The 15164-nt window shown below is 72.2% G+C and carries 17 protein-coding genes; 4 read left to right on the forward strand and 13 right to left on the reverse strand.

Annotated features, from left to right (window positions below):
* The first annotated feature begins 79 nt into the window (after positions 1-79).
* The 3 genes from ACQZ2A_RS17630 to mraY all read left to right on the forward strand — a co-directional run bounded on the left by ACQZ2A_RS17630 (position 80) and on the right by mraY (position 3101).
* Positions 80-949, forward strand: a complete 870-nt coding sequence (locus ACQZ2A_RS17630) for a carbohydrate ABC transporter permease (RefSeq protein WP_430213708.1) — start codon at positions 80-82, stop codon at positions 947-949.
* Positions 946-1857, forward strand: coding sequence for a carbohydrate ABC transporter permease (locus ACQZ2A_RS17635; protein WP_430213709.1), 912 nt, complete (start codon positions 946-948; stop codon positions 1855-1857). The genes ACQZ2A_RS17630 and ACQZ2A_RS17635 overlap by 4 nt, the downstream gene beginning before the upstream one ends.
* Before the next feature lie 131 nt (positions 1858-1988).
* On the forward strand, positions 1989-3101 hold the full coding sequence (gene mraY, locus ACQZ2A_RS17640; RefSeq protein ID WP_430213710.1) for a phospho-N-acetylmuramoyl-pentapeptide-transferase: 1113 nt from the start codon (positions 1989-1991) through the stop codon (positions 3099-3101).
* Here the strand turns inward: mraY and ACQZ2A_RS17645 are convergent.
* The 3 genes from ACQZ2A_RS17645 to ACQZ2A_RS17655 all read right to left on the reverse strand — a co-directional run bounded on the left by ACQZ2A_RS17645 (position 3091) and on the right by ACQZ2A_RS17655 (position 4816).
* Positions 3091-3432 (reverse strand): YnfA family protein, encoded by a 342-nt coding sequence (locus ACQZ2A_RS17645; protein WP_430213712.1) that lies wholly within the window; start codon positions 3430-3432, stop codon positions 3091-3093. The two genes, mraY and ACQZ2A_RS17645, sit on opposite strands and share 11 nt — an antisense overlap.
* Positions 3433-3510: 78 nt before the next feature.
* Positions 3511-4557 (reverse strand): NADP-dependent oxidoreductase, encoded by a 1047-nt coding sequence (locus ACQZ2A_RS17650; protein ID WP_430213714.1) that lies wholly within the window; start codon positions 4555-4557, stop codon positions 3511-3513.
* A gap of 79 nt (positions 4558-4636) precedes the next feature.
* On the reverse strand, positions 4637-4816 hold the full coding sequence (locus ACQZ2A_RS17655; protein WP_430213716.1) for a hypothetical protein: 180 nt from the start codon (positions 4814-4816) through the stop codon (positions 4637-4639).
* 296 nt (positions 4817-5112) lie between these two features.
* Between ACQZ2A_RS17655 and ACQZ2A_RS17660 the strand changes: the two genes are divergently transcribed.
* Positions 5113-5691 carry a TMEM165/GDT1 family protein gene (locus ACQZ2A_RS17660; protein WP_430213717.1) on the forward strand — a complete coding sequence of 193 codons (579 nt, stop codon included), beginning with the start codon at positions 5113-5115 and terminating at the stop codon, positions 5689-5691.
* Between the two features lie 21 nt (positions 5692-5712).
* On the opposite strand, the gene ACQZ2A_RS17665 is transcribed toward ACQZ2A_RS17660, so the two are convergent.
* From ACQZ2A_RS17665 to ACQZ2A_RS17710, 10 genes are all read right to left on the reverse strand, one after another.
* On the reverse strand, positions 5713-6018 hold the full coding sequence (locus tag ACQZ2A_RS17665) for a glutaredoxin domain-containing protein (protein WP_430213719.1): 306 nt from the start codon (positions 6016-6018) through the stop codon (positions 5713-5715).
* Positions 6019-6050: 32 nt separating this feature from the next.
* Positions 6051-7217, reverse strand: coding sequence for an AGE family epimerase/isomerase (locus tag ACQZ2A_RS17670; protein WP_430213721.1), 1167 nt, complete (start codon positions 7215-7217; stop codon positions 6051-6053).
* Entirely contained in the window at positions 7214-8047 is an 834-nt protein-coding gene (locus ACQZ2A_RS17675; RefSeq protein ID WP_430213723.1) for a D-hexose-6-phosphate mutarotase, read from the reverse strand. Before ACQZ2A_RS17675 ends, ACQZ2A_RS17670 begins: the two co-directional genes overlap by 4 nt.
* Before the next feature lie 109 nt (positions 8048-8156).
* Positions 8157-9218, reverse strand: a complete 1062-nt coding sequence (locus tag ACQZ2A_RS17680; RefSeq protein ID WP_430213725.1) for a TerC/Alx family metal homeostasis membrane protein — start codon at positions 9216-9218, stop codon at positions 8157-8159.
* 371 nt (positions 9219-9589) lie between these two features.
* The gene (locus ACQZ2A_RS17685; protein WP_430213727.1) at positions 9590-10954 is read right to left on the reverse strand and encodes a cryptochrome/photolyase family protein; all 1365 of its coding nucleotides are present in this window, start codon (positions 10952-10954) and stop codon (positions 9590-9592) included.
* 10 nt (positions 10955-10964) lie between these two features.
* Complete coding sequence (locus ACQZ2A_RS17690) at positions 10965-11687, reverse strand: CPBP family intramembrane glutamic endopeptidase (RefSeq protein WP_430213729.1); 723 nt, start codon at positions 11685-11687, stop codon at positions 10965-10967.
* A gap of 23 nt (positions 11688-11710) precedes the next feature.
* Entirely contained in the window at positions 11711-12730 is a 1020-nt protein-coding gene (locus tag ACQZ2A_RS17695; RefSeq protein WP_430213731.1) for an NAD(P)H-binding protein, read from the reverse strand.
* Entirely contained in the window at positions 12727-13158 is a 432-nt protein-coding gene (locus tag ACQZ2A_RS17700; RefSeq protein WP_430213733.1) for an SRPBCC family protein, read from the reverse strand. Before ACQZ2A_RS17700 ends, ACQZ2A_RS17695 begins: the two co-directional genes overlap by 4 nt.
* Positions 13155-14411 (reverse strand): class I SAM-dependent methyltransferase, encoded by a 1257-nt coding sequence (locus tag ACQZ2A_RS17705; RefSeq protein ID WP_430213735.1) that lies wholly within the window; start codon positions 14409-14411, stop codon positions 13155-13157. The genes ACQZ2A_RS17700 and ACQZ2A_RS17705 overlap by 4 nt, the downstream gene beginning before the upstream one ends.
* On the reverse strand, positions 14408-15163 hold the full coding sequence (locus ACQZ2A_RS17710; RefSeq protein ID WP_430213737.1) for a DUF1365 domain-containing protein: 756 nt from the start codon (positions 15161-15163) through the stop codon (positions 14408-14410). The genes ACQZ2A_RS17705 and ACQZ2A_RS17710 overlap by 4 nt, the downstream gene beginning before the upstream one ends.
* Position 15164: the final 1 nt, after the last annotated feature.

A 15164-nucleotide genomic window follows, 5' to 3' on the forward strand; every position in this document is an offset into this window, starting at 1 on the left:
CCCCCCCCCCCCCCCCCCCCCCCCCCCCCCCCCCCCCCCCCCCCCCCCCCCCCACGCCCACCGTCAGGAAGTCACCTCCGTGGTCTGGATCAGCTCCCGCTGGAAGATCGCCCTGATGCTCGCGCCCGCGCTGGCGTTCTTCACGGTCTTCATCGCCTACCCGCTCGGCTACTCGCTCGTCTTCAGCCTCACGAAGTTCCAGGGCTTCGGTGAGCCCGAGTTCATCGGCCTCGCCAACTACGCCGCGCTCTTCGACGACCCGTTCTTCTGGCGCTCCCTGCAGAACACCCTGATCATCCTCGTCGTGAGCCTCGCCGTGCTCGTCCCCGGCTCGTTCGGGCTGGCCCTCCTGCTGCGGCGCACCGTGCGCGCCGGCGGGGCGCTGCGAGCGCTCGTCTTCGCGCCGGCGATCATCGCGCCCATCCTCGTCGGCCTCATCTGGGTCTTCCTGCTCGACCCGAAGATCGGTCTGTTGAACCGCGCCCTGGCCGGCATCGGGGTGGGGCCGGTCCAGTGGATCGGTGGTGACACCCTGACGCCCTACGCCGTCGCCCTCGTGTTCATCTGGAGCAGCATCGGATTCGCGATGACCATCTTCTACGCGGGCCGCCAGGTCCTGCCCGAGGACGTTCTCGAGGCCAGCTCCCTCGACGGCGCCTCCGGGTGGCAGCAGCTGCGGTACGTCACCGTGCCGATGATGCGCGAGACCTTCGCCATCGTCACGATCCTCATGATCACCAACGTCTTCAAGATCTTCGAGCTCGTGTACATGCTCACGGGGGGCGGGCCGGTCCACCGGTCCGAGACCCTCGTCAGCTACATGTACTTCCTGACCTTCACGAACCAGAAGTACGGCCTGGGGATGTCGCTCGCGGTGATCATCACGCTCCTGGGGGCCGTGGTCTCGGTCGCCTACCTCCTCGTGTCCCGGGAACGGCGGACGGCATGACCACGACCAGCTCGCGCTCAAACCAGGCCCCGGGAAGGATCACCGTGCCGTCGTCGTCGCCCACCGCCGACCCGCCCCGCCGCCGACGCCGGGGGCTGCGCGTCGCCGGGGTGGCCGCCTACCTCGTGACCTTCCTCATCGTCCTGCCCCTGGCCTGGATCGTCCTGCTGTCGTTCCAGCCCAGCGGCAACATCCTCGGCAACCCGTTCGCGTTCTCCGGGCTCACCCTCGACAACTACCTGGCCGTCCTCGAGTCCACGCCGCTGCTGCGCATGTACGGCAACACGCTGCTCATCGCGCTCGTCTCGGTGACCGTGGGGACGGCCGTCTCGTTCATGGCCGCCTTCGCGCTGACCCGCATGGTCTTCCGGCGGCCGCGCGTCCAGTCGAGCCTGCGCTTCTACGTGCTCGGTGGGCTCGCCGTGCCGGTCTACATCCTCCTGTTCCCGGTGTACCGGCTGGACCTCGCCCTCGGTGTCTTCGGCACCTACGCCGCCCTCGTCCTGCCCTACGTCGCGGTCTCGATCCCGTTCAACACCTTGCTGCTCACCGGATTCCTGCGCGAGTTCCCCACCGAGCTCGAGGAGGCCGCGATCATCGACGGCGCCGGCCTCTGGCGCCTGTGCTGGACGGTCGTGCTCCCCCTGATGCGCCCGGTCATCGCCACCATCCTCATCTTCAACGTCGTCTACGTCTTCAACGAGTTCCCCTTCGCCTCCATCCTCATCAACGACCCGGACATGGTCACCGTGTCGCTGGCCGTCTCGAGGTTCCAGGGCCAGTACACCGTCGACTACGGCGCGATGATGGCCGCCGCCACCCTCGTGCTGCTCCCCCAGCTCGTCATCTACGCCCTCTTCCAGAAGCAGGTCATCGCGGGGATGACCGTGGGCGCCGTCAAGGGCTGACCGGGCCGGCCCCCTGCGGGCCGACCCAGCGACGGCACGGCCCCGGCCGGGGTGGTTCGCCCTCTCCTGCGAGCCTCCTCGGCCGGGCGCCACCCCGCGGCTAGGGTTCTGGGCCGGGGGAAGGAGCGGCGATGGTCAACGTCATGCTGGCGGGCGGTCTCGCCCTGCTCGTGTCCCTCCTCGGCACACCGCTGTTCGTCCGCTTCCTCGTCCGGCGCGGCTACGGCCAGCCCATCCACGACGACCTCACGCTGCACCACGTCAAGCGCGGCAAGCCGACGATGGGCGGCGCCGTCATCATCGGGGCGGCGCTCGTCGGCTACTTCGGGTCGCACCTGGCGCTGGTCGGCGTCGAGGCCGTCGACCTCGCGGGCGTGCGCAGCGACCCGGTCTCGCTCAGCGCCCTGCTCGTCCTGTTCCTGCTCGTCGGCCTCGGGGCGGTCGGGTTCGTCGACGACTTCACCAAGATCCGCGCCGAGCGCAGCCTCGGGCTGACGTCGCGCCAGAAGCTCGCGGGGCAGACGCTCGTGACCGTCGTCTTCGCGGCCCTCGCCCTCTGGCTCACCGACGACCGCGGGCAGGCCCCGGCCTCGACGGCCGTCTCGTTCGTCCGCGACACCCCGCTCGACCTCGCCTTCGCCGGCCCCGTGGTCGGCGCGCTGCTGTTCCTGCTCTGGGCCAACCTGCTCATCACCGGCGCCTCGAACGGCGTCAACCTCACGGACGGGCTCGACGGCCTCGCCACCGGCACGTGCGTGATGGTGTTCGGCGCCTACACGATGATCAGCCTCTGGCAGCACAACGAGAGCTGCTCCGTCGCACCGGGACCCAGCTGCTACCCGACGTCGAACGCGCTCGACCTCGCCGTCGTCGCGGCGGCCGTCGCGGGCGCCTGCTTCGGCTTCCTGTGGTGGAACGCCGCCCCGGCCTCGATCATCATGGGCGACACCGGGTCGCTGTCCCTCGGCGCGGCCCTCGCCGGCCTGGCGATCCTCACCCGCACCGAGCTGCTGCTCGGCGTCCTCGGCGGGCTCTTCGTCGTCATCACGCTGTCGGTCATCATCCAGGTCGCGAGCTTCAAGCTGCGGGGGAAGCGGGTCTTCCGGATCGCGCCCCTGCACCACCACTTCGAGGTGGTCGGGTGGGCCGAGATCACCATCGTCATCCGGTTCTGGATCATCGCCGGCATCTTCGTGCTCGGCGGCCTCGGCCTGTTCTACGGCGAGTGGTTCGTCACCCTGTGACGCCCCGCGGCGCGTACATGATGAGCCCGACCCCGACCAGGCACACCAGCGCCCCGGCCACGTCGTAGCGGTCCGGCCGGAAGCCGTCGACCACCATCCCCCAGACGAGCGAACCCGCCACGAAGACACCGCCGTAGGCCGCGAGGATGCGCCCGAAGCTCGCGTCCGGCTGGAGGGTGGCGACGAACCCGTACAGGCCGAGGGCGATGACGCCCGCCCCGACCCACAGCCATCCGCGGTGCTCGCGCACGCCCTGCCACACGAGCCACGCCCCACCGATCTCGGCGAGCGCGGCGAGGACGAACAGGGCGATCGAGCGCGCGACGGTCATGGGACCCATCGTCCCAGCGACGCCCGGCCCCGCGGTCACGAGGACCACGGGGCCGGGCGCGAGGCGGGGGGCGCATCGTCAGAGGCGGACGACCATCTTCCCCGTGTTCTCGCCGCGCAGGACGCCGAGGAAGCCGTCGACCGCGTGGTCGATGCCGTCGACGAAGGTCTCGCGCGAGGAGAGCGTGCCGTCGGCCAGCCACTGGGCGGCACGGCCGAAGTACTCGCCGGCGAGGTCGTAGTGGTCACCCACGAGGAAGCCCTCGATGCGGCCGCGGGTCTGGATGAGGCGCGCCAGGTTGCGCGGGCCCGGGGAGGCCTCGGTGTCGTTGTAGACGGAGATCATCCCGCAGACGGCGATGCGGCCGCCGAGGCGCAGCGAGCCGATGGCGGCCTCGAGGTGCTCACCGCCGACGTTGTCGAAGTACACGTCGATGCCGTCCGGCGCGAGCTCGCGCAGGTGGTCCGAGACGCGACCGTCCTTGTAGGAGAACGCCTCGTCGAAGCCGAGGTCCTCCACGAGGTGGCGCACCTTCTCCGGCGAACCGGCCGACCCGATCACCTTCGAGGCGCCGAGCGCCTTGGCGATCTGACCCACGGCGCCACCGACGGCCCCCGCGGCGCCCGACACGAAGACGACGTCACCCTCCTTGAGGGCGGCGACGCGGGTGAGGCCGGCGTACGCGGTGAGGCCGGTCATCCCGAGGATGCCGAGGTAGGCCGAGGCCGGGGCGGCGTCGACGTCGATGACGCGGGCGGCCTTGGCGTCGAGGACGGCGACCTCGCGCCAGCCGAGGCCGTGCAGGACGTGGTCGCCCGGCGCGAAGCCTTCGGCGCGGGACTCCTCGACGACACCGACCGCGCCGCCCTCCATCGCCTTCCCGAGCTCGAACGGGGCGGCGTAGGACTTGGCGTCGCTCATCCGGCCGCGCATGTACGGGTCGACCGACATGACGACGTTGCGGACGCGCAGCTGGCCGTCGGCGAGCGCGGGGACCTCGCTCGCGACGAGCTCGAAGTCGGTGGGCTGGGGCCAGCCGACGGGGCGGGAGACGAGGCGGACCTCGCGCGGGGTGGTGGCGGTGTCGGACACGGGTACCTCCGGGGTGGGTTGGGTCGTGGTCACGAAGAGGTCCAACGACCCGCACCGCCCCGGGTATGCCGTGAGCCGCGCCACTCGGGTCCGAGCGGAGCGGTGGCGAGGGTCAGTCGGTGGTACCGCGCTCGCGGCGGGCCTGCTCGACCCGGCGCTCGCGCTCGCAGCGCAGCTTCTGCTGGGGGTCGTCGGCGGTGCCGAGCTGGGCGGGGCCGAACACGCTGGTCAGCGCGTACCGCACGCGCCAGCCGATCCGGTAGCCCAGGGACAGACCGTCCGACCGTGCCACGACCACCACGCCCTTCCACTGCACCGGTGCACCGCCGTCCGGCGCCCGCTGCCGTCCAACCTACGGGACCACCCCCACCGGCGATTTCCCGTCCGCGGTCCCCGCCCGCTACCGTGGGAGGTCGAAAGGGAGTAGTCCCCAATCGCCGCGTCGACACACTGACCCCCGGGTCCGGTGCGGTGGGCCACCTCGGGTGGCGGACGAGACTTTCGGCCAGTTGCAGCACCCACCGACACGGGCGCGCCTGGCCGAAGGCGTCCAGACGCTCCTCGGCCGGGAGCGCGAGGAGACCACCGATGTACGCCTTCCTGCTCAGTACCGCCGTCATCTTCGTCGCCGAGCTCGGCGACAAGAGCCAGCTCATGGCGATGACCTTCGCCACCCGCTACCGCGTCCGCGACGTCCTCATCGGCATCACCGCCGCCACCGCGATCGTCCACCTCGTCTCGGTCGGCATCGGCGCCGCCGTCGGGACCGCCTTCGAGCAGTACCAGGGGACGATCTCGATCGTGGCCGGCGTCGCGTTCCTCGTCTTCGCCGCCTGGACCCTGCGCGGCGACGAGCTGACCGAGGACGAGGCCGACAAGGCGCGTCGCAGCACCGGCGCCGCGCTTCTCGCCGTCGGCGTCGCGTTCTTCCTCGCCGAGCTCGGCGACAAGACGATGCTCGCCACCATCACCCTCGCCACGCAGGAGGGCTGGCTCGGCACGTGGATCGGCTCGACCGTGGGGATGGTCGCTGCGGACGCGCTGGCCATCGGCGTCGGCGCCGTGCTCGGCCGCAAGCTGCCGGAGAAGGTCATCAAGTACGGCGCGGCCGCGGCCTTCCTCGTCTTCGGCCTGCTGCTCATCGCCCAGGGCGCCGGCTGGCTCTGACCCCCTCGGGGGCCGGTGCGCTCAGCGGCGCAGGGCCTCCTTGACGAGCTTCGGGTCCGGGTTCGTGTGCGGCACACCGTCGATGACCACCGTCGGCACGGTCTCGTTGCCGTCGTTGACGCTCGCGACGTAGGCGCGGCCGGCGTCGTCCTCCCAGATGTTCACCCAGCGGGCCCGCTCGCGGTCACCGCGCACGGCGGTCCGCAGGCGGGCGCAGAAGGGGCAGCCCGGGCGCCAGTAGACGGTAACACCCTGCTCGGCGTGTGCGAGCGCCTCGGCGTGCGGGGTGGCTTCCGGATGACCGGCCACGAGGTCGACGAGTCCCATGCCGACAGGCTGGCCCCGGGACTCCCCCGGGGTCAAGCCTCGAGGGGACCCGCGAGCGCTCCGCCGCAGTGGTAGACGTCGGGACGACCGGGCCAGATGGTGCCGGCCTCGCGCATCTGCTCGTCGAGCTCGTTGCGCCAGGTGCCGCGCTCGTCGACGAACCAGCGGGCCGCGTGGTCCCAGAGCCGCCGGTACCAGGCCTCCCAGTGCGGGTCGCCGGTCCGGCGGACGAGGGTGGCGCACAGCTGGATCCCCTCGCACACCGGCCAGTGCAGCCGGACGTCGGCGACCGGCCGGCCCTCCCAGTCGACGGTGTAGACCAGCCCGGGCCGGCCGTCCAGGGCCCAGCCGCCGTCGAGGGCGCGCCGGGCCAGCGCCTCCGCCGACTCGACGAGCCAGGCGGGCGAGGCGACGAGCGGCGAGTCGTCGAGCTGGAGGAGGAAGCGCGCCCACTCGAGGGAGTGCCCGAAGGTGGCGCCGTACGGCCGGAAGGGGTGGTTCGGGTCGTCACGGTTGTACTCCGGCAGCACCTCCCACCCGGCGGAGTAGTGCTCGGGGAGGAGCCAGCCCTGGCTCCGTGCCGACCCGTCGATGAGCCGCTCGGCGATGGCCAGGCCGCGCTCGTGCCACACGGCGTCGCCGGTGGCGGTGCCCATCGCGAGGAACGCCTCGAGCCCGTGCATGTTGGCGTTCGCGCCGCGGTAGTCCTCGGAGTCGGACCAGTCCGGGGCGAAGGACTCGAGCAGCGTCCCGCTCGCGGGGTCCCAGAGGTGGGTGTCGACCACCTCGACCACCTGCTCCAGCAGGGCTGCGGCAGAGGGATGCCCGACGCCGAGGGCTGCGGAGGCGGCCAGGCCGACGTGGACGTGGTCGTAGGTCATCTTCCGGGTCTCGGCGCCCGGCTCGCTGAGCCATCCCCCGTGCACCGGGTCGGCGTGCAGCCCGGCGAGCGAGTCCATCGCGTGGTCGAGGAGCTCACCGGACCCCGGGATACCGTGCCGCACACCGGCGGCGGCCGTGTACGCCACGCGGGCGGTGAGGAAGAGCTGGGGTGAGCGGCCGGGCAACGGGACGCCGTCGCCGTCGAGGTGGTGGAAGCCGCCCTCGGGACGGATCGACCCGAGCGCGAAGCCCAGCACGTCGGAGAGGCCGCGCCCCAGCCACTCGCGGTGCGTGGGGGTGTCGAGCCAGCTGGTCACAGGTCCTCCACGGTGAGGCGGTAGGTCATCGAACGGCTTTCTCCCGGAGCCACGGTGACGACGTCGTCGAGCACGTTGGCCGCCTCGACGCAGACGAAGTGGGGCCACTCGTCGCCGACGTCGGCGATGCCGGGGCCCTTCTCGGCCCACGGGTTCCACACCACGCGGTTCGCGGCGCCCTCGGTGGAGACGACGAGGCGCCGACCGAGGACGGGGTCGGTGACGGTGACGTCGGCCGCGCTGCGGTGCACGCGGTCGGTCTCGGCGGTGAGCACGAGGTCGCCCTCCTGCACGCGGTCCTCGCCGGACACCTTGTCGTGGAACGTGCTGCCGTCGAGGCCGCCGAGGAGCACCCGCCGGACATCACCGACGGCGAGGTAGGCGTGCAGGGCCTCCTCGACGACGAAGGGCTCGGCGCCGGTGTTGGTGGTGGTGAGCCGCAGCTCGAGAGTGCGGCCCAGCCGCGCCTCGAGCTCGAGCCGGTACGGGTGCGGCCACGCCTCGCTCGTCGCCTCTCGCGACGTCACCCGGTGGCGGAGCATCGTGGTGCCGTCCCGCTCCTCCTCGGACACGAGCTCCCACACGGCCGTGCGGACGAAGCCGTGGGAGGGCGTCATCCCACCGCGGCGACCGGGGCCGAACCACGGCCAGCAGACCGGGACTCCGGCGTGCGGCGAGGTCCCGCTGCGCACCGTGACGGCGGGGTGGGCGAAGAGGACCGGAGCGTGACCGGCCGGCGCCCACCGGAGGACGAGCGCGCCCTCGTCGAGCACCTCGGCCGTGCAGTGGTCCGTTCTGACCTCGCGGACGAGGGGTGCGGGCGCGCTCACGCCCCCACCGTATTCGTCGGGACGGCCCACGGCACCCGGCTCCCACGGACCGACCGCCGGAGCTCCTCGTCAGGTGCTCCGGCGGCCGGCGTCGTGAGGTGCGTGGTGGTCAGGACCGGCCGGACTCCACGCTCTCGAGCGGCTCGTCGTCGACGCTCTCGCCTCGCGCCTCGGCCCGCCGCTTGGCGATGAGGCTCGTGGTCGTGACGATCGCGAGGATGCCGATGATCACGCCCAGCGAGGCGAGGGTCGGGACCTCGGGGGTGCCGGGCCAGATGCCGTGCGCCCAGTGCAGGACGAGCTTGACGCCGATGAACGCGAGGATCGCGGCGAGGCCGTGGCCGAGGTGGACCAGCGAGCCGAGCGCCCCCTCGAGGACGAAGTACAGGGCGCGCAGGCCGAGCAGGGCGAAGGCGTTGGTCGCGAACACGAGGTAGGCGTCGCCGGTGATGCCGAAGACGGCCGGCACGGAGTCGACGGCGAAGACGATGTCGGTGCCGAGGATGGCGACCGCCACGAGGCCGAGCGGGGTCAGGGCGCGCTTGCCGGCCTCCACGACGGTGAGGTTCGGGCCGCGGTAGTCCTCGACGACCGGGAAGAAGCGGCGCAGCAGCTTGACCGAGCGCAGCGAGCCGATGTCGACGGCCTGGTCGTCGTGCGACATGGCGTCCTTGAGGACCTTGACCGCCGTGACGAGCAGGATGACGCCGAAGAGCAGGAAGGTCCACGAGAACATCGAGATGAGCTGCGCGCCCAGGGCGATGAAGATGCCGCGCAGGATCAGGGCTCCGGCGACACCGATGAGCAGGACGCGCTGGCGCAGCTCCTTGGGCACGGCGAAGGCCGTGAGCAGGAGCATGAAGACGAAGAGGTTGTCGACCGAGAGCGACTTCTCGACGAGGTAGCCGGTGTAGTACTCCAGGCCGCGGTCGCCGCCGTACTGGCTCCAGATGTAGACACCGAAGGCCAGCGGGAGGGCGATGTAGAAGCTCGACCAGGCGACGGCCTCCTTCATCGAGACCTCGTGCGGCTTGCGCGTCAGGAGGAAGTCGAGGGCGAAGAGGGCGAGCACGGCGCCGATGGTCACGCCCCACAGGAGGGGGGTGCCGACGGACTGCTCGGTGGCGGCGGCGGGCTCGGCCGCGGCCAGGAGGGTGGGGAGGGATGACATGGAACTCCTCGGGGCATGGTCGGAACAGGCCCGAGGTCTCCTTCACCGCGGTGGCGGCGCCGCACCGGGGTCACCCGAAGGTGTCCGTACTGACCGGAGCGGACTTGGGAAGTACTCCCCTCGTCTGTGGCAAGCGTATCGAGGCGCTCCGTCTTTCCCCAACTCCGTGTGGGGAAATACGCCGAACCTTAGACAAACCCGGGACAGGTGGGTCCGACGTGACGGGTGAGGACGCGCCGCCGGCGACGACACGTGACACATTCGTCGGTTGTCGTCGCCCGGGTCGCCCTTCGACGCACAACAACTGACACATTCGTCAGGTGTTGTGCGGTCGGGGGTCGGCGGTCGAGGGGTCGAGGGGTGCGGGTCGGTCAGCGCTTGGTGGCGGCGAGGCGGTCGAGGGCCTCCTGGCGCTCGGCCGCGTGGTCGACGATCCGCTCGGGGTAGCCGTGGGCGTACCCGTCCTGCTGGTCCCAGGGCGTGTGCGCGGCCTTGCCCTCGAGGTGGCGCAGCTCGGGCACCCAGCGCCGCACGTACTCGCCGCTCGGGTCGAACTTCTCGCCCTGGGTCACCGGGTTGAAGACGCGGAAGTACGGCGAGGCGTCCGTGCCGGTACCGGCCACCCACTGCCAGCCGTGGTTGTTTGACGCGACGTCGCCGTCGCACAGCCGGTCGAGGAAGTGCCGCGCGCCCACGGGCCACCAGACGTGCAGGTCCTTGGTGAGGAAGCTCGCGGTGATCATCCGGACGCGGTTGTGCATCCAGCCCTCGGCGAGCAGCTGGCGCATCCCGGCGTCGACGACCGGGTAGCCGGTGCGGCCCGCCTTCCACGCCTCGATGGCGTCCTCCGGCTCGTCGTAGCGCATCCCCTTCAGGGCCGGGCGCAGGTCGTGCCACGCGCTCTTCGGGTTGTGCCACAGGACGTCCGCGTAGAACTCGCGCCAGGCGAGCTCGTCGCGGAAGGTCTCGACGCCCGTGCCGCGGCGGTCGGCGAGGTCCGCCAGCAGGGTGCGGGGGTGGACGACGCCGAGCTTGAGGTACGGCGACATCCGGGAGGTCGCGTCGACCGCCGGCAGGTTGCGGTCGCCGTCGTAGTCGCCGAGCGAGTCGTCGCGGAAGGACCGGAAGCGGCGCAGCGCCGCCTCCTCGCCGGCCGGCGGGAGCTCGGGGAGGTCGGGGGCGCCGAGCGCCGCGTCGAGGGCCGCCGTGGCGTCGGCGTCGTTGCGGGCGTGCCGCACCTCGAGCGAGCGCGGCGTGGGCGCCGGCTGGGGCCATCCGTGCTGTCGCCACGCTTTCGCGAAGGGGGTGAACACCTTGTAGGGGTCGCCCGATCCGTTGGTGACCAGGCCCGGGCCGACGGCGTACGGCGTGCCGGTCTCGACCCACTCGACGCCCTCCCCCAGCGCGTCCCGCACGGTCTCGTCGCGGCGCACGCCCGCCGGCGTGGTCTCGCGCGAGACGTGCAGCGAGGAGGCCGAGACGCGCTGCGCCAGAGCGGGAACGACCTGTCGCGGGTCGCCGTGCAGGAGCGTGAGGCCACCGTCCAGCGACTCGTCCAGAGCCCGCAGGTTGGCGGCCAGCCAGGCCCGGCGGACGAGCCCTCCACCGTCCCAGAGTCGGGGGTCGACGACGAACGCGACCACGAGGTCACCGTCCCCGGCCGCCTCGCGGGCGGCCACGAGGGCGGGGTGGTCGCGGCGGCGCAGGTCGCGGCGCAACCAGAGGACGGAGGTCATCGAGGGCTCCTCACGAGAGGCGGTCGAGGACGGGTGGCAGGAGGAAGAGCATCCCCAGGGACCACGTGAGGTGCGTGACGACCGGCCCGAGGATGCCGCCGGTCACGCGGCGCTGCAGGCCGACGACCAGCCCGACGAGCGCGGCGGCGAGGACGAGCAGCGGGATTCCGGACGCCGCCGTGACGAGGGCGTAGACGACCGTGGTCACGGCGACGGCGTGCCGCCGACCCACGCCGGCGTACAGCGCGCCCCGGAAGTACAGCTCCTCGGCGACGCCGTTCACGACCGTGATGACCGCGACGACGCCGAGGGAGCCGAAGCGGGCGTGGTCGAGGAGCTCCTGCACCGGGTCGCGCAGGAAGGGCACCTGCGCGACGACGACCGAGCCGGCGAGGAAGAGCACCAGGAGCATCGCCCCGAGCGCGAGCGACTGCACGACGGCGCGGCTCTCGCCCTGACCCGCCCGACGGTGGGCCCGCCCGAGGTGCAGCGGGCCGGACGCGAACGCCCCGACCGCCCACACCGCGGCCAGCGCGAAGGTGGCGACGTAGAACGTGGGGTCGCCCGGCTCGATCCGCAGCGCGTACGCGAGGATGCCCGCCCCCAGCAGCAGGGTGACCACGGCCACGAGCCGGCGGCGACGGAACGCCGCGTCGGACTCGGTGTGGTCCCGCGGCACGGGGTCGACGAGCGCCGCCCGCACGAACGCCCGGAGCTCGGCGACCGGGTTCACGAAGCCCTCCTCACGCCGACCACTCAGGACCCGGAACCTCCACCGGCCCAGGCGGGGTCGGCAGCGGTGACGCGGGCGGGGTCGACGGTGCCGGGCTCGGGACGCGGATCGGCCTCGTCACCGGCGATGGCGTCGGTGACGGCGCGGTCGAAGCCGAGCGCACCACCGGGCGGCGGGCCGACGAGGTCGTCGACGTCGTGCTCCTCGCAGACCACCTCGTGGAGCAGGCTCTCGACGAGCGGCTTGGCGAGACCGGTCGGCACGGGGGTCACGAAGCCGACCCACTGGCTGGCCAGGCGCGGGGTCAGCACCGGCACGGTGACGATGGTGCGCGGGAACATCCCGGCGAGGCGGGCGAACCGCGTGATCATCTCGCGGTAGGTGAGCACGTCCGGGCCGCCGATGTCGAAGGTCCGGTTCACCTCGGGCGGCAGGTCGGCCGCGCCCACGAGGTAGTGCAGGACGTCGCGTACGGCGGTGGGCTGGATCCGGTTGTCGAGCCACTTCGGCGTGACCATCACCGGGAGGCGCGAGGTGAGGTGGCGCAGCATCTCGAAGGACGCCGACCCCGACCCGAGGATGATGGCCGCCTGCAGCACGGCCGTCGGGACGCCGCTGGACAGCAGGAGGTCGCCGACCTCGACGCGCGAGGCGAGGTGGTCGCTCAGCGGCCCGTCGTGCGGGTGCAGCCCGGAGAGGTAGACGATGCGCGAGACCTCGGCCTCGTACGCCGCCCGGCCGAAGGTCGTGGCCATCTCGCGGTCGCGCTCGACGAACCCGCCCTCGCTGTCCATCGAGTGCAGGAGGTAGTAGGCGACGTCGACGTCCGCGAGGGCCTCGGCGAGGGTCGCCCGCGACGTGGCGTCACCCTCGACGACCTCGGCCCGGTCGACCCACCAGCGGTCGGCGACCTTGCCGGCGTCCCGGGTGAGGACGCGCACGGTCCAGCCGGCGTCGAGGAGGGCGGGCACGAGTCGGGAGCCGATGTACCCCGTGACACCGGTGACGAGGGCGCGGCGGCCGGCGCCGGAGGAGCTGCTCACCGGCGGTCCAGCGCCTCCTTGAGCTGGGCCGCGGTGCGGTCACCCAGCCGGCCGAGCAGGGGCGTCATCAGCGGGCCGAGGAAGCGGGCGAACCCCGTGAACTCGAAGTCCGCGCGGTAGGTGACCTGCGAGCCGGAGCCGTTGGGCCGCACCGTGATCGTGTCGTGGCTGGTGGTGGTCTCGTTGCGCCCGACGATGACGAAGCGGGGCTCGGAGACCTCCTCCGTCGTGTACTCGAGCTCGACGGTGTTGCCGGCGAACTTCGAGACGTTCTTGTACACGGTGCCCGGACTGCCGTCGCCGGAGACGCGCTCGCACGAGACCGTGCCGGCGTCCCACTCGGTCGCGTTGCGGAAGTCGACGAGGTAGGGGAAGACCTGCTCGGGGCTGGCGGTGGTCTGGATCGTTCGCTCGACGGTGGTGGTCATCGGTCCTCCTGGCGGGTGAAACGGATCTGGGCGACGTCGAGGTAGCCGGTGGCGAACCCGGCCTCGCAGTACGCGAGGTAGAACTCCCACATGCGCCGGAAGGTCTCGTCGAACCCGTGGTGGCGGATGTCGTCCCACTGCTCGACGAAGGTCTCGCGCCAGCGACGCAGGGTCTCCGCGTAGTCCGGCCCGAACGCCTGCACCCTCTCTACCCGCAGCGACGTCGACTCACGCGTCACGTCGCGGATGGCCTGGAGGGAGGGGATGAGCCCGCCGGGGAAGATGTACTTCTGGATCCAGCCGAAGGACCCCTTGGTCGCCAGCAGTCGGTGGTGCTCCATGAGGATCGCCTGGATGGCCACCGCCCCGCCGGGCGCGAGGAGACCGTCGATCTGCTGGAAGTAGGTCTCCCAGTACTCCTCTCCCACGGCCTCGATCATCTCGACGCTGACGATCGAGTCGAACTGGCCCGTGGTCTCGCGGTAGTCCTGGAGCAGGACCTCGACGCGGTCGGAGTACCCGGCCGCGGCGATGCGCTCCATCGCCAGCGCCCGCTGCTCCGCCGAGAGGGTGACCGACGTCACCGTCGCACCACGCGCCGCGGCCCGGATGGACAGCTCGCCCCAGCCGGTGCCGATCTCGAGGACCCGCGAGCCCTCGCGGACGTCGGCGGCGTCCAGAATGGCCTCGACCTTGCGCACCTGCGCCTCGTGGAGGTCTTGCTCGGCCATCGGCCGCGAGGAGTCGAAGAGGGCCGAGCTGTAGGACATCGACGGGTCGAGGAAGCCCGCGAAGAGGTCGTTGGACAGGTCGTAGTGCGCGCTGATGTTGCTGCGCGAGCCCTCGAGGGTGTTGCGCTGGTGGCGCGGGATCGCCCGGTCGACGAGGCCACGCAGCGAGAGCAGCGGCTTCGGGACGAGCTCGCCCATCCGCGCGGCGAACGGCATGAGCGCCTGCGCGAGGTCGGTGCCCTCGGCCGCCCGCCAGTCACCGGCCATGTACGCCTCGCCGAGGCCGATCTTCGGGTGCGCCTCGAGGCGACGGAACATCGCCCGCGGCCGGACGACCTCGAGCACCGGGCTGTCCGGGCCGCCGGCGCCGACGACGGTGCCGTCGGGGTAGCGCATCCGCACGGGCATCGGCCGCACGGCGACCTCGGTGATGGCCTTGGCGACGGCGCCGCGCGTCAGCACGCGCGGGAAGTCGAGCCGGGGGGCGGCGAGCTCGAAGCGGGTGGTGTCGGCGGTGGTCATCGCACGGTCTCCAGGGAGTTCTCGGGGCGGGGGCGGACGGGCAGTCTCCGGAGCCACAGCCAGATGCCGTGGACCCGGATCAGCCCGCTCACCCGCTGGGGCATCAACGGGTGCCGCAGCGCGGTCCGGGCGACCGCCGAGGTCGTGGCCGGCCTCGGCGTGCCCGTCACGGTCGCGGTCACCAGGGGTTCGTCGTGGACGCGCAGCCGGATGGCCACGCCCACGGTCCCGGGGGACATCGTGAGGCGGATGGCGTACTCGCCCTCGACGTCGTTGAACGGCGAGACGTAGAAGTCCTTGTCCATGGCGGCCCGGCCGCCGGCGTCGGGCCGCAGGACGTACGCGTGCCGGCCGCCGTAGGTGTTGTGGACCTCGACGAGCACGGCGCGCAGGGTGCCGTCGGGCGCGAGGACCCAGAAGGCGCTCATCGGGTCGAAGACGTGGCCGAGGGTGCGGGCGTGGGCGAGCATGACGACGCGGTCGTGGGGGGTCGTGGCGACGCCGTCGCGCTCGAGGACCCGCAGGACGTTGGCCTTGAGCGCCGCGATGCCGGGGTTGCCCGAGAGGTGGTCCTCGCCGCGGAAGGTCGCGAACGGCCGCAGCCAGCGCGGGAGGCGCGGCATGGCGTCGAGGTCGACGAGCCACTGGGTGTGGCGGTGGGTGAACGAGTGCCGGACCGGGCGGTGCCGGGTGTGGTGCACCCGCCCGACGACCAGGGCCGGCAGGACCGGGAGGTCCGCCGCGGTGGTCACG

It is taken from the genome of Phycicoccus avicenniae (assembly GCF_050496545.1).
In the GTDB taxonomy this organism is placed as follows: domain Bacteria; phylum Actinomycetota; class Actinomycetes; order Actinomycetales; family Dermatophilaceae; genus Phycicoccus; species Phycicoccus avicenniae_A.